At 72.5% G+C, this 13,173-nt stretch carries 12 protein-coding genes; 1 reads left to right on the top strand and 11 read right to left on the bottom strand.

The genetic code is table 11. From position 1 onward, the window contains the following. Positions 1–2: 2 nt before the first annotated feature. The 5 genes from resB to JOL79_RS26355 all read right to left on the bottom strand — a co-directional run bounded on the left by resB (position 3) and on the right by JOL79_RS26355 (position 4,819). Entirely contained in the window at positions 3–1,778 is a 1,776-nt protein-coding gene (resB, locus tag JOL79_RS26375) for a cytochrome c biogenesis protein ResB (protein ID WP_230985501.1), read from the bottom strand. Further along, positions 1,778–2,509 carry a cytochrome c biogenesis CcdA family protein gene (locus JOL79_RS26370; protein ID WP_210158584.1) on the bottom strand — a complete coding sequence of 244 codons (732 nt, stop codon included), beginning with the start codon at positions 2,507–2,509 and terminating at the stop codon, positions 1,778–1,780. Before JOL79_RS26370 ends, resB begins: the two co-directional genes overlap by 1 nt. Then, positions 2,502–3,068 carry a TlpA family protein disulfide reductase gene (locus JOL79_RS26365; protein WP_210158583.1) on the bottom strand — a complete coding sequence of 189 codons (567 nt, stop codon included), beginning with the start codon at positions 3,066–3,068 and terminating at the stop codon, positions 2,502–2,504. Before JOL79_RS26365 ends, JOL79_RS26370 begins: the two co-directional genes overlap by 8 nt. Positions 3,069–3,144: 76 nt before the next feature. Beyond that, a complete protein-coding gene (locus JOL79_RS26360) occupies positions 3,145–3,882 on the bottom strand; it encodes a histidine phosphatase family protein (protein WP_210158582.1) in 738 nt (245 codons plus the stop codon). A gap of 28 nt (positions 3,883–3,910) precedes the next feature. Continuing rightward, a complete protein-coding gene (locus JOL79_RS26355) occupies positions 3,911–4,819 on the bottom strand; it encodes a LysR family transcriptional regulator (protein WP_210158581.1) in 909 nt (302 codons plus the stop codon). Between the two features lie 199 nt (positions 4,820–5,018). Here JOL79_RS26355 and JOL79_RS26350 point away from each other — a divergent pair, with 199 nt between their 5' ends. Continuing rightward, positions 5,019–5,954 carry an EamA family transporter gene (locus JOL79_RS26350; protein ID WP_210158580.1) on the top strand — a complete coding sequence of 312 codons (936 nt, stop codon included), beginning with the start codon at positions 5,019–5,021 and terminating at the stop codon, positions 5,952–5,954. A 139-nt stretch (positions 5,955–6,093) separates the two neighbouring features. Here JOL79_RS26350 and hemL read toward each other — a convergent pair whose 3' ends face one another. The 6 genes from hemL to JOL79_RS26320 form a co-directional block, all read right to left on the bottom strand. Next, on the bottom strand, positions 6,094–7,383 hold the full coding sequence (hemL, locus tag JOL79_RS26345) for a glutamate-1-semialdehyde 2,1-aminomutase (protein ID WP_210158579.1): 1,290 nt from the start codon (positions 7,381–7,383) through the stop codon (positions 6,094–6,096). A gap of 34 nt (positions 7,384–7,417) precedes the next feature. Further along, on the bottom strand, positions 7,418–8,062 hold the full coding sequence (locus JOL79_RS26340) for a bifunctional DNA primase/polymerase (RefSeq protein WP_210158578.1): 645 nt from the start codon (positions 8,060–8,062) through the stop codon (positions 7,418–7,420). 206 nt (positions 8,063–8,268) lie between these two features. After that, complete coding sequence (gene hemB, locus JOL79_RS26335; RefSeq protein WP_307848738.1) at positions 8,269–9,291, bottom strand: porphobilinogen synthase; 1,023 nt, start codon at positions 9,289–9,291, stop codon at positions 8,269–8,271. A gap of 23 nt (positions 9,292–9,314) precedes the next feature. Beyond that, positions 9,315–10,904, bottom strand: coding sequence for a bifunctional uroporphyrinogen-III C-methyltransferase/uroporphyrinogen-III synthase (locus JOL79_RS26330; protein ID WP_210158577.1), 1,590 nt, complete (start codon positions 10,902–10,904; stop codon positions 9,315–9,317). Next, on the bottom strand, positions 10,901–11,812 hold the full coding sequence (gene hemC, locus JOL79_RS26325) for a hydroxymethylbilane synthase (RefSeq protein WP_210158576.1): 912 nt from the start codon (positions 11,810–11,812) through the stop codon (positions 10,901–10,903). The genes JOL79_RS26330 and hemC overlap by 4 nt, the downstream gene beginning before the upstream one ends. Next, positions 11,809–13,164 (bottom strand): glutamyl-tRNA reductase, encoded by a 1,356-nt coding sequence (locus JOL79_RS26320; protein ID WP_210158575.1) that lies wholly within the window; start codon positions 13,162–13,164, stop codon positions 11,809–11,811. The genes hemC and JOL79_RS26320 overlap by 4 nt, the downstream gene beginning before the upstream one ends. Positions 13,165–13,173 lie beyond the last annotated feature (9 nt).

Below are 13,173 nucleotides of genomic sequence, written 5' to 3'. Positions count from 1 at the left end.
GACTACTCCTCGGCCGGGCGGGCGCCCGGCACGTCGTGTTCCTGATCCTCGCCGACGGGACCGGCCGGAGGCGTCCCGGCCTCCGTGGCGTTCCCGCCGAGGGCGGTGACGATCTCGCCGAACTCCTCGGCGAAGGCGGCGCCGGTGCCCTCCGTACGGGTGAGCCCGCCGACCGTGACCTTCCCGTCCCCGGTGCGGACCCAGACCCGGCGGCGGCGGACCGTCAGCGACAGCACCAGCCCGATGACGGCGGCCGCCGCGGCGATCAACGCCGGCAGCCGGCCGGGGTCGTACGTGGTCTGGAGGCTGATCCACTCCTTGACGCCGGTGAACTGGATCTTCCCCGCTCCGTCGGCGAGCTCCTTCGTCTCCCCAACCTTGAGCGGCGTCGGCTGGGCCGACATGGCGCCGAGCGGCTTCAGGTGATCGGTGTCGAGCTGGTACACCGACTGCGGCCGGCCCGACTTCAGGCCGAGGTCGCCCGCGAACGGGAAGACCTGGACCGTCGGGTTGGCGGCGCCCGGGAAGATCGACACCCAGGCGTTCCCGTTCGGCACGGTCGTGGGCAGGAACCGCGCCAGGAAGCCGAGCTGGGTCGGCTCGGCGTCGGGCACCTTGATGACGCACTCGGAGGTGTAGGTGGCCTGGTCGTCCGCCAGGCACGGCACCGGCCCGTCGTACGCCACCTGGCCCTTGCCGTCCGTCACCCGGAAGGTCGGGGCGTATCCGTGCCCGATCAGATAGGTCAGCGTGCCATCGACGTCGAGCGGGTCGTTGACCTTGAGATCGACGTCGCGCGGCGGCGCCGTGGGCGTGTCCTGCACCGAAAGCCTGGCGCTGTAGTCGAGCGGCTGCCCGGCCTTCGGCCCGGCCGCCACATAACTGGCCTGGAAGTCCTTGAGTGTGAAGGAGAACGGCGTGAGGGACTCCGCCGACACCCGCTGGCCCGGCATGAACCTGTCGTAGGCCGCGACGGTGTTGGCGAAGCCGTCGCCCTCCACGACGAGCACGTTGCCCCGGTAGCCGTACAGGCCGCCCAGGCCGATCGCCAACAGCAACGCGAGCAGTGAGACGTGGAAGAGCAGGTTGCCGGTCTCGCGCAGGTAGCCCTTCTCCGCGGCCACCCAGCCGGGCCCGGTGACGACCCGGAAGCGCCTGCGGCGCAGCGTCCTGGCCGCATCCTCCAGCGACAGGTCGCCGTCGAAGTCAGCGGCGTGCGGCAGCCGCAGCAGGTTGCGCGGGGCCGCGGGCGGTCGGCGGCGGATCTCCTTGAGGTGCTGGAGCGCGCGCGGGAACACGCATCCCGCGAGCGAGATGAACAGCAGCAGGTAGACCGCCGCGTACCAGGGCGAGGTGAAGACGTCGAACAGCCAGAAGCGGTCGAGCCACTTCGCCTCGGTCGGGCTGTCGGTGAAGTACTGCGCCACCCTGGCGGGGTCCACGGAGCGCTGCGGGTAGAGCGAGCCGGGCACCGAGCCGAGCGCGAGCAGGAACAGCAGGATCAGGGCGGTGCGCATCGAGGTGAGGGTGCGCCAGGTCCAGCGCGTCCAGCCGACCAGGCCGAGGCCGACCGGCCGCTCGGGCTCGCGCGGGGCGGTGCCCATGGCCGCGGAGGCGGCCGAGACAGCGGTGTCCTGTGCCTGACTGTCCTGTGCCTGACTGTCCTGTGCCTGACTGTCCTGTGCCTGACCGTCCCTGGCCTGACCGTCCTGTTGCCAGCCGTCCTGTGGCTTGGCGGTCGTGCCGTGCGGTGTGCCGGTGTCCTGGGTCGGGCTCATCAGATCACCGGCTCGAATCCGCCCACCCAGCCCTGGATGCCGGCGATGATGCCGCCCCACCAGCCGGTCACCAGCAGCAGGCCCACCGCGACCAGCATGGCGCCTCCGATTCGGGTGACCAGGACCGTGTGACGGCGCACGGCCCGGAAGGCGGTGAGCGCCCTGCGGTAGGCCAGCCCGGCGAGCACGAACGGCACGCCGAGCCCCAGGGCGTACGCGAAGGCGAGCACGGCGCCGCGCGCGGCACTCCCCTGGTTGACCGAGAGCGTGAGGACGACGGCGAGGGTGGGCCCGATGCAGGGCGTCCAGCCGAGCCCGAACACGACCCCGAGCAGCGGGGCCCCGGCGAGACCGGCGGTGGGCAGCCGATGGATGCGCACGTCGCGCTGGAGGCCGGGGACCAGCCCCAGGAATCCCAGCCCGAGCACGATGGTCACGACGCCGAGCACGCGGGTGATCACGTCGGCGTTCCCGAGCAGGACGCCGCCGAGCCCGCCGAAGAGAGCGCCGCCGAGCACGAACACCGCGGCGAAGCCGAGCACGAACAGCGCGCTGCCGAGGACCATCCGCCCCCGCCTGGGGTCGGCGCTCATGCCGGTCACGTACGACAGGTAGCCGGGCACGAGCGGCAGCACGCACGGCGAGGCGAACGAGACCACCCCGGCGGCCAGGGCGATCGGCAGCGCCAGGACCAGGGAGCCGCTCGCGAGGGTGCTGCCGAGGTCACTCATCGCTGACCTTGGTCACCGCGTTGAGGAGGTCGTCGTACTTCACCGCGCCGAGCGCGCGGGCGGCGATGCGCCCCTGACCGTCGATGATCAGCGTGGACGGGATGGCCGCCGGCGGCACCGTGGGCTGGAACTTGAGCAGCACCTTGCCGCTCTGGTCGAACAGGCTCGGGTAACCCGGCTTGACGGTCCTGTCGTACGCCTGGGCCGACGCCTGGAGGTCCTTGAAGTTGACCCCGAGGAACTCCACGCCCTTCGGCTTCGTCTTGGCGGCGACGTCCTTGAGCACGGGGGCCTCGGCGCGGCAGGGGGCGCACCAGGACGCCCAGAAGTTCAGCACGTAGACCTTGCCGGGGGCCATCTGGGTCGTCCCGCCGTCGAGCGTCGCGCCGCCGATCTCGGGGGCCTTGTGGCGTTGCGCCGCGTCGAAGAACTCGACGCGGCCGTCTCCCGCGACGAACCGGGTGTCGCCGGAGCGGGGCTGGGACGTCTGGCCGCCCGCGCAGCCGGCGACGGCTGTCACGGCCAGAGCGGCGATGACGGTCAGGCTCTTGGCGGACACGGGAGGAGGATCTCCTTGCACTACGACCGGTAGAGCTGTAAGCCTACCGACGCCGGGGAGCGCACCGCCCGGCGGGTCACGCTCCGGGCAGCGACCTGCCGCTTCCCTCGTCCTCGGGCTCGCGCCCCGCGATGTCGGCGAGCGGCACGTCGGCCCGTTCGAACAGCGCGGCGTCCCCCTGCGGCTGGGCCGAGGTCTCACGCAGCAGCATCCCGGCGGGCTCGCTGTAGCCGACGCTGATCAGCCGGCCGCCCTCGAAGGTGAAGCTGGTGAGACTGGCCAGCGCGCACTGGCGGCGGCGCGGATCGTGCCACAGCCGGCGGCCCTCGGCGGCGAGTCTGGTGATCCAGATCGGCAGCTGATGGCTGACCAGCAGCGCCTCGTGCCCCCTGACCTGGCGCCTCGCGTCGTCGATGACCGACTTCATGCGGATCACGATGTCGGTGTACGGCTCGCCCCAGGACGGGCGGAACGGGTTCCTGAAGTGCCGGTAGGCCCGCGGGTCGCGGAACACGCCGCCGCCCCCGGTCACCCGCAGCCCCTCGAAGACGTTCCCGGCCTCGATGAGCCGCTCGTCGAGCCGGACCTCCAGCCCGAGCGCCTCCGCCGACGGCGCGGCGGTCTCCTGGGCGCGCTCCATCGGGGAGCTCCACAGGGCCACGATGTCCCGGCCGGCGACGGCCTTGGCGACCGTGGCGGCCATCCGGTGCCCCGTCTCGGACAGGTGATAGCCGGGCATCCTGCCGTACAGGACGCCGGACGGATTGTGCACCTCCCCGTGACGCAGGAGGTGGACGATGGTCATTTCTGTCATGACCTCGACAGCCTACCCGGCCCGCCGGTCACAGCAGGTGGAGGCCGGAGCCGACGGAGCGCAGCGCGTCGACCGCGGCGCGGATCGCCGGGCGCCGGGCGGCGTCGGCTCGCCAGATGGCGTAGATCCGGCGGACCGGCGGCGAATCCAGGGTCAGCGCCTCGACGCCCGGGGGCAGCGGCCCCCTGCCGAGCCGGGGGATCAGCGCGTAGCCGTGTCCGGCGGCCACCAGGGCGAGCTGGGTCGGGTACTCGTCGGCCATGCACACGATCCGCGGCTCCCGCTCCTGCGAGCGGAAGAGGAACACCAGGAAGTCGTGGCAGACGGTGCCCGGCGTCGAGCTGATCCAGGGGTCGTCGGCGAGGTCGGCCAGGCGCACTCCCCGCCGCCCCGCCAGGGGGTTCCCCGCCGCCACCACGACGTCGGCGACGTCGTCGAGCAGGGTGACGCGCTCCAGTCCGTCGGGCATCGCCATGGGGCGGTTGAGCCAGTCCTGGACCACACCGAGGTCGATCTCCCCCCGGGCCACCTCGCGGATCTGCCGCTCCGGCTCTCGTTCGTAGAGCAGCAGGTCCAGGTCGGGGTGCTGCCGCTTCAGGACGGACAGCGCCTGCGGGAGAACGCCCCGCGCGGCGGTCGGGAACGCCGCCACGGTGAGCCGGCCCACCACCGCCCCCCGCAGGGCCTCGAAGTCGGCCTCGGCGGTCTGCACGAGCGCGATGATGCGCCCGGCGTGCTCCGCGAGCAGACCCGCCGCGTCCGTCAGGCGTACGCCGCGCCCGTTGCGCTCCACCAGGACCGTCCCGGTCTCCCGTTCCAGCTTCGCGAGCTGCTGGGAGACGGCGGACGGCGTCACCATCAGAGCCTCGGCCGCCGCGCCCACCGACCCGTGGACGGCCACCGCGTGCAGGGCCTTCAGCCGGTTCAGATCCAACATCTAAGCGAGTCTAAACAATAGACCTAAGAAAATCTCGCTTGTCCTCAATAGTTAAGCAGTGCGAATCTGTTGTCATACCGATCGACAAAGGATTCTTCAGCAGACCGGTGCGTCGCGGGGCTCGCCGTTCCTTGCCCGCGGGTCCCCCGGAGATCCCGGGTGACGGTCACACCGATCCCCCAAGCGAAGGAGTGGACGCGTGCGTCCTCGTCATCTCGCCCTGGCCGTCGCGCTGGCGGCCGTGTGGGGCGTCAACTTCGTGGTCATGCAGGCGGGCCTGCGGCACTATCCGCCCCTGATGTTCGCCGCACTCCGATTCCTGCTGGCCGCCGTCCCCGCCGTGCTGTTCGTCGGAGGGCCCCGCGTCCCGTGGCGCTGGGTGTTCGCCGCCGGGGCCAGCCTGGGGGTCACCCAGTACGGCCTGCTCCTGATCGGCATGCGGGCGGGCATGCCGGCCGGGCTGACCTCGCTCGTGCTCCAGGTGCAGGCGGTCTTCACCGCGATCTTCGCGGCGGCGCTGCTCGGCGAGCGCACCAGCCGGCGGCGCCTGGCCGGAATGGCGGTCGCGTTCTGCGGCCTCGGCCTGATCGCCGCCGGAGTGGTGGCGAGATCCGGAGCGATCCCCTTCACGGCGTTCGCGCTGTGCGTGGGCGCGGCCGCCGGATGGGGGCTCGGCAACGTGTCCACCCGGAAGGCCGCGCCACCCGACCCGCTCCGATTCATGGTGTGGGTGAGCGCGGTGTCGTCGGTCCCCCTGCTGCTGCTCGCCCTCGCCCTCGAAGGGCCGTCGTCGCTGACCGTCTTCACGTTCGAGGGCACGGGTGCGGTCCTGTTCGCGGCCTACCTGTCCACGCTCGGCGGGTTCGGCGTCTGGGGGTTCCTGCTGAGCCGCTACGACGCCTCGGTCGTCGCGCCGTACTCGCTGCTCGTGCCGGTCTTCGGGCTGGGGTCCGCCGCCCTGGCCACCGGAGAGACGATCTCCGCGACGACCCTCGTGGCGGGCGCCCTCATCGTCGCCGGACTGCTGTACGCGAACACCCGCCCCCGCCGTGCGACCTCCGGCTCCCGCCCCACCCCACGCCTGGACGACCTGACGCCGCCGGCGATCGACGTCCCGAGCGGTCGCGCCCGCTGACCGGTTCCCCGCGCCGGACCAAGCGGGAGACAACGGACGCGACATACGGAGATGATTGGAATGACCACGAAGCGTGACGGGGACGATGCTACGGTAAGTGACGTGAGCAGCGCCCTCGAGTACTGGCCCGCCCCGCGCCTCAGAGGGCCTGGGCCGCGGCCTTGGCGGCGGCGGGGAGGGCCTCCGCGACGCGGGTGAGCGCCTCGTCGTCGTGGGCCGCGGAGACGAACCACGCCTCGTACGCCGAGGGCGGCAGGTAGACGCCCTGGTCGAGCATGCTGTGGAAGAACGCCCGGTAGGCCTCGGCGTTCTGCGTCCTCGCCGTGTCGAAGTCGGTGACCGGCCGGTCCGTGAAGAAGATCGAGAACAGGTTGCCGGCCCGCTGGAGCCGGTGCGGCACCCCGGCGGCGGCCAGCGCGTCGGAGGCGGCCCGGCCGATCACCAAGGCCGACGCGTCGAGCCGGTCGTAGACGTCGTCGTCGCAGGCCCTCAGCGTGGCCAGCCCGGCCGCGCAGGCGAGCGGGTTACCCGACAGCGTCCCGGCCTGGTAGACGGGCCCCTCGGGGGCGAGCAGGGCCATGACGTCGGCCCGGCCGCCGAACGCCGCGGCGGGCAGGCCGCCACCCATGACCTTGCCGAAGGTCATGAGGTCGGCCTCGACGGGCTCCAGGCCGTACCAGCCGGCGGCGGAGACCCGGAAGCCGGTCAGCACCTCGTCCACGATCAGGAGCGCGCCGTGCTCGGCGCACAGCTCGCGCAGGCGCCGGTTGAAGCCCTCGGCGGGCGGCACGACCCCCATGTTGGCCGGGCAGGCCTCGGTGATGACGCAGGCGATCTCGAACTGCCGGAACGCCTCCTCGACCGCCTCCATCGCGTTGTACGGCAGCACGATCGTGTCGGCGGCGGAGGCCCCGGTGACGCCCGGGGTGTCGGGCAGGCCGAAGGTGACGACGCCGGAGCCGGCCGAGGCGAGGAGGGCGTCGACGTGGCCGTGGTAGCAGCCGGCGAACTTCACGACCTTCGAACGGCCGGTGAAGCCCCGGGCGAGCCGCACGGCGGACATCGTGGCCTCGGTGCCGGAGCTGACCAGGCGAACCTTCTCGACCGGCCCCACCCGGGAGACGATCTCCTCGGCGAGCCGGACCTCCCCCTCGGTCGCGGTGCCGAACGACAGGCCCCGGGCCAGCGCCTCCTCGACCGCGGACACGACGGCGGGGTGCCGGTGGCCGAGGATCATCGGGCCCCACGAGCAGACGAGGTCGACGTAGCGGTTGCCGTCCACGTCCGTGATGTACGGGCCCTCTCCCGCGGCCATGAACCTGGGGGTGCCGCCCACGGCGCCGAAGGCGCGTACCGGAGAGTTGACGCCGCCCGGCACGATCTGCCGGGCGCGGGCGAACAGGTCCTCGGAGGTCTGCGTTCGAGTCACGTCCCCAACATTAGGGGCCGCCGGCGGCGGCCTCCTATTCGCAGTAGTCGGCCAGGAGGTCGAGCACGCGCAGCGGATCGGGCAGCGGACGGCCGTCCGGCGGCCTGATCCACGAGGCGACCACGCCCTCGCGCAGCGTGGAGGGCGGGGCGAGCACGTAGCTGTCCCGGCAGTGCCACCGCAGGCCCGGCGTCTCCGCGATCGTCTCCGGACCGGCGTCGAGGTGGCAGGACCACCACTCGTCCTCGTCCTCGGGGGCGCCGCGGGTGGCGACAAAGAAGAGGGCCCGGTCGCCGTTCTCGGCGACCGGGCCCGTTTCGAAACCGGCGGAGTCCATGGCGGCGAGCGCCGGGATCCCCGCGGTGGCGGGTACGTCGAACACGTCGAAAACCCTGCCGGTGGGCAGAATCACATTCGCCTCGGGTTCCTGCTGCCACCAGCGGGTCAGCTGGGCCGAGTCCGTCGTCGCCTGCATCTGCCAGGCGGGCGACAGCGGATGCGTCCCCGGGTCGGGACAGCCCACCCGGTCGCAGGAACAGGCCCTGCCCCCTTCGGCCAGCGGATGGGCGCCCATGGCGCTCGCCCAGCCCAGCCTGGCGTATTCCAGCACCGCGGACACCTTCCCCGGCACCCGGTGCGCACGCCGTTTCGTGCGGCGAGCCAGCGGCACCCCCACCATGGCGCTCCTCCCCACAAGCCACTCGGCCCGCGGCCGGACCGGACCGGCCTTGGCGGCCGGGCCTCGCCCGGCGGCCGCGGAGCCATGCTCCTCATTCCTGGGTCCAGGGCCGCGGCACGGAACCGTGAGGACCTGGATGACCTGTCAGGATAGTCGGCCGCGGAAGGTACGCGCCCGGCAGGGCGGATCGGAGCGCCGGAACGCCGTCAGGAAAGGCGCCGTGCGACCTCGGTGGCCCAGTAGGTGAGGATCAGGTCGGCCCCGGCCCGGCGGATCGCGATCAGCGACTCCATGATGGCCCGATCCCGGTCGATCCATCCGTTGGCGGCCGCCGCCTCGATCATCGCGTACTCGCCGCTGACCTGGTACGCCGCCACCGGCACCTCGACCAGGTCGCGTACCTGGCGCAGGATGTCCAGATACGCCAGGGCCGGCTTGACCATCACAGCGTCGGCGCCCTCGGCGAGGTCGAGCCGCACCTCGCGCAGGGCCTCGCCGACCGGACCGGCCGGGTCCTGCTGGTAGGCGCTGCGGTCGCCGAACTGCGGGGCGCATTCGGCGGCGTCCCGGAACGGCCCGTAGAACGCCGAGGCGTACTTCGCGGAGTAGGCGAGGATCGGGATCTCGGCGAAGCCGTTCGCGTCGAGCGCCTCCCTGATCGCGCCGACCTGGCCGTCCATCATGCCGCTCGGCGCGATGACTTGCGATCCGGCCTCCGCCTGGGCCACCGCGGCCGAGGCGTAGCGTTCGAGGGTCGCGTCGTTGTCGACCTCGCCGCTCTCGGTGAGCAGGCCGCAGTGCCCGTGATCGGTGTACTCGTCCAGGCAGGTGTCCGTCATCACGACCAGCGAGTCGCCGATGTCGGAGACGAGATCCCGCAGGGCCACCTGGACGATCCCCTCGGGGTCGTCGGCCGCCGAGCCGCGGGCGTCCTTCTGCTCGGGCACGCCGAAGAGGATGATCCCGCCGACACCCGCCTCGGCCGCCTCGTGCGCCGCCTTGCGGAGGGATTCGCGGGTGTGCTGCACCACGCCGGGCATCGACCCGACGGGCTGCGGCCCGGCGATGCCCTCCTTCACGAACATCGGGAGGATCAGCTCGGCCGGGTGGAGGCGGGTGCCCGCCACCAGGCGGCGCAGCCCCGCCGTACGGCGCAGCCGCCGGGGCCGCGCCGCCGGGAACGGGGCGGTCTCGGTTACGGGCCTGATGTCACGAGGAGACGCGGTCACTGTGGTTTCTCCGCTCGTACGGGTCACTTCACCCGGCGGCGGGCGCCACGCCGCATCTGGGACGGCCGGCGCGGCACCTCCCCCGCCGAGATGGCGGCGTGCCGCATCTTGGCCCCGTAGTCGGCCAGGGCCGCGGCCAGGGCGGTGGCGGACGGCTTGTCCGCCATCACGTCGACCCGCAGGCCGAACTCCTCGGCGGTCTTGGCCGTCTGCGGGCCGATGACGGCGATCACGGTCACGTTGTGGGGCTTGCCGGCGATGCCGACGAGGTTGCGGACCGTGGACGACGAGGTGAAGAGCACGGCGTCGAAGCCGCCGCCCTTGATCGCCTCGCGGATCGGGGCGGGCGGGGGCGCCGCCCGCACCGTCCGGTACGCGGTCACGTCGTCGCACTCCCAGCCCAGCTCGGTGAGACCCGCGACGAGCGTCTCGGTCGCGATGTCGGCCCTCGGCAGGAGCACCCGGTTGATCGGGTCCAGCATCGAGTCGTACGGCGGCCACTCGGCCAGCAGCCCTTCGGACGACTGCTCGCCCGTCGGCATGAGATCGGGCTTCACGCCGAACTCCACCAGCGCGCGGGCTGTGGCCTCGCCGACGGCGGCGACCTTGAGCCCGGCGAAGGCCCTGGCGTCCAGGCCGTACTCCTCGAACTTCTCCCGTACGGCCTTGACCGCGTTGGCGCTGGTGAAGGCGACCCACTCGTACCGGCCGGTGACCAGGCCCTTGATCGCCCGGTCCATCTGCTGCGGCGTGCGCGGCGGCTCGACCGAGATCGTGGGCACCTCCTCGGGCACCGCGCCGTACGAGCGTAGCTGCTCCGACAGGTTCTTGGACTGCTCCTTGGTGCGCGGCACGAGCACCCGCCAGCCGAACAGCGACTTGGTCTCGAACCACGACAGCCGGTCGCGCATGCCCACGGCCTCGCCGACCACGATCAGCGCCGGCTCGGCCATGCCCGCGTGCTTCAGGTCGGGGCCGAGACGCCCGAGCGTCGACACGACGGTGTACTGCTCGGTGGTGGTGCCGTCGCTGGTCACGGCCACGGGCGTGGTGTCCGGCTTCCCGCCGGTGACCAGCGCCTTGCTGATCGGCACGGCTTCGGCGACGCCGTTGTAGATCACCAGCGTGCCGTCGCAGGAGGCGTGCTTCGACCAGTCGTCGACCTGTGCGGCGTCCACGATCCTGAACTCGGGCACCGACACCGCCGGCGGAATGCCCGCGTAGGTCAGCACGGCCGTCGCGGGCGGCACGCCGGGGACGATCTCGAAGTCGACGTCGGCCTTGCCGCAGGCCGCGACCTCGTCGGTGACCGAGGAGAAGAAGGACGGGTCGCCCGGGCACAGCCGCACCACGGTGCGCCCCGACTTGGCCTCCTGGATGGTGCGCAGCGAGACCGAGTTCTCCGCCGCGTCGGGACCGATGTCGACGACCTCGACGCCCTCACGGCAGTGGCGCAGCAGCGGATCGTGCGCCACGCGGTCGAGGACGACGACGTCTGCCCTGCTCAGCAGGTCGGCACCGCGCAACGTGAGCAGGTTCTCGTCGCCGGGCCCCGCGCCGACGAAGGCGACGAACCCGGACGGGGCCTGTGGGTTGTGATTCGCGGAGCTCAATGGGCCTGCTCCCCCATCAATGTGCCGGCCCCTTCGGCGATCATGGCGGCGGCCAGCTCACGGCCGAGGTCCATGGCCGCCGGAGTGGGTCCGGAGGTGGACGTGCGCACCGACCGGAGTCCGTCGACGGCGACGACGGCAGCGGTCAGACTGAGAATGTGCCCGTCACCGGAGGCGAAAGCACCTACCGGGGCCGCGCAACCGGCCTCTAGGGCGGCGAGCACCGAGCGTTCGGCGGTGACGGCGGCCCGCGTTTCCGGGTCGTCGAGCACACCGAGCAGCTCGATGAGGTCGTGACGGTCGGCCCGGCACTCGACGGCGAGCGCGCCCTGCCCGGGAGCGGGCAGCATCTCGTCGATCTCGAACACCTGCGAGATCTCCGCCTCTCTGCCGATCCGACCGAGCCCGGCGGCGGCCAGGACCACCGCGTCAAGCTCGCCTGAGGTTACCTTGCCGATCCGGGTGTCCGCGTTTCCCCTGATCGCGACGTATTCGAGATCAGGCCGCAGCATCCGGAGCTGGGCGACCCGGCGGGGGGAGCCGGTGCCGACCCGGGCGCCGGGCGCGAGGTCGCTGAACTTGGCGGTGCCGACGAGCGCGTCGCGGGGATCGTCGCGCGGCGGGATGGCCGCGATCACCACCTGCTCGTCCTGCCGGGTCGGCAGGTCCTTGAGCGAGTGGACGGCGAAGTCGATCTCGCCCCCGATCAGCCGGGAGCGCAGCTCGTTGACGAATACTCCGGTGCCGCCGAGCTGCGTGAGGTGGGCGCGGGAGACGTCGCCGAGCGTGGTCACGCCGGCCAGGCGGACCCGGTGCCCGGTCAGGGCGGTGAGCCGGTCGGCCACCGCCTGCGACTGGGTGGTCGCCATCAGGCTCTTACGGGTGCCGAGCAGCAGGGGGTCGTTCACCGCTCCACCCCCTTCCGGCCGGCCGTCCCCTTGCCGGTCCCGTCGTCGGGGCCGTCGATCAGGGAGACCGCGTCGGGCGCCTTGGGATCGAGGCCGAACAGCTCGCGGAGCGCCTCGGCGTACTGGTCGCCTCCCGGGGCGGCGGCCAGCCGCTTCACCCGTACGGTCGGCTCGTGCAGCAGCTTGTCGACGACGCGCCGGACGGTCTGGGTGACCTCGTCACGCGCCCGGCCGTCGAGCTCGGGGAGCCGGGACAGCAGCCGGCCCATCTCCGCCTCGACCACGTCGGCGGCCTTGCTGCGCAGCGCGATCACGGTCGGCGTCACCACGGCGGCCCGCTCGGTCTCCAGGTGTGCCGAGACCTCCTCCGCCACGATGGTCTTGACCTGCTCGATCGCGTCGGCCCTGCCGCCGTCCTCGACGTCGGCCCCCAGGCCCGCCTGCTGCATGGACTCCAGGTCGACCAGCGTGACGCCCGGCAGGAGCCGGACGCCGGGGTCGACGTCGTGGGGCAGCGCGAGATCGAGCAGGAAGAGCGGGGAGGTGCGTCCCCGGACGGCGGTCTCGACCATGTCGACGGTGATCGAACGCGACCCGGAGCCGATGCAGGAGACGACCAGGTCGGCCTCCGCCAGCTCGGCGGGGACGTCGGCCAGGGCGACGGCCCGGCCGCCGACCGACTCGGCCAGCCGTACGGCGCGGCTGCGGGTGCGGTTGGCGATGACGATGTCGGTGACGCCCGCGCGGGACAGGGTCGCGGCGGACAGCGAGCTCATCGAGCCCGCGCCCACGACCAGGGCCCGCCTGCCGCCGATCGGGCCGAGCATCCGCTCGGCGAGCGTGAGCCCCACTCCGACGAGCGACGCTCCCGCCCGGTCGATGCCCGTGTCGGCGTGCGCCCGCTTGCCCACCCGCAGCGCCTGCTGGGCGAGCTCGTTGAGCGCGGTCCCCGCGGTGCCCTCGCGCTGGGCCAGCCGCAGGGCGGTGCGGATCTGCCCGAGGATCTGGCCCTCGCCCACCACCATCGAGTCGAGACCGCAGGCCACCGTGAAGAGGTGCTGGACGGCCCGCTCCTCGTAGTGCACGTACAGGTGCTTGGCGAGCTGCTCCTGGGGGAGACCCGAGTGGTCGCTGAGCAGGCCGGTGACCGCGGTCAGGCCGCCGTGGAAGCGGTCGACGTCCGCGTACACCTCGACGCGGTTGCAGGTGGAGACGACGAGCGACTCCGCGACGTTCTCGTCCCTGTGCAGGCTGTGCAGCAGTTTGACGAGCGCGTCACCGCTCACCGTCACGCGTTCGAGCAGCGAGACCGGTGTGGTCCGGTGACTGAGGCCGACGACGAGGATGCTCATGAGCGCGCT

The organism is Microbispora oryzae (assembly GCF_017896165.1).
GTDB classification, from domain to species: domain Bacteria; phylum Actinomycetota; class Actinomycetes; order Streptosporangiales; family Streptosporangiaceae; genus Microbispora; species Microbispora oryzae.
Note: the sequence above shows the minus strand (reverse complement) of the source record. Positions and strands in the feature narration are given on the sequence as shown.

Bases quoted from the DNA above. Each gene is read 5' to 3' on its own strand.
- JOL79_RS26370 (WP_210158584.1), bottom strand. From the start codon at position 2,509: ATGAGTGACCTCGGCAGCACCCTCGCGAGCGGCTCCCTGGTCCTGGCG.
- resB (WP_230985501.1), bottom strand. From the start codon at position 1,778: ATGAGCCCGACCCAGGACACCGGCACACCGCACGGCACGACCGCCAAG.
- JOL79_RS26320 (WP_210158575.1), bottom strand. From the start codon at position 13,164: ATGAGCATCCTCGTCGTCGGCCTCAGTCACCGGACCACACCGGTCTCG.
- JOL79_RS26340 (WP_210158578.1), bottom strand. From the start codon at position 8,062: ATGGTGGGGGTGCCGCTGGCTCGCCGCACGAAACGGCGTGCGCACCGG.
- JOL79_RS26355 (WP_210158581.1), bottom strand. From the start codon at position 4,819: ATGTTGGATCTGAACCGGCTGAAGGCCCTGCACGCGGTGGCCGTCCAC.
- JOL79_RS26360 (WP_210158582.1), bottom strand. From the start codon at position 3,882: ATGACAGAAATGACCATCGTCCACCTCCTGCGTCACGGGGAGGTGCAC.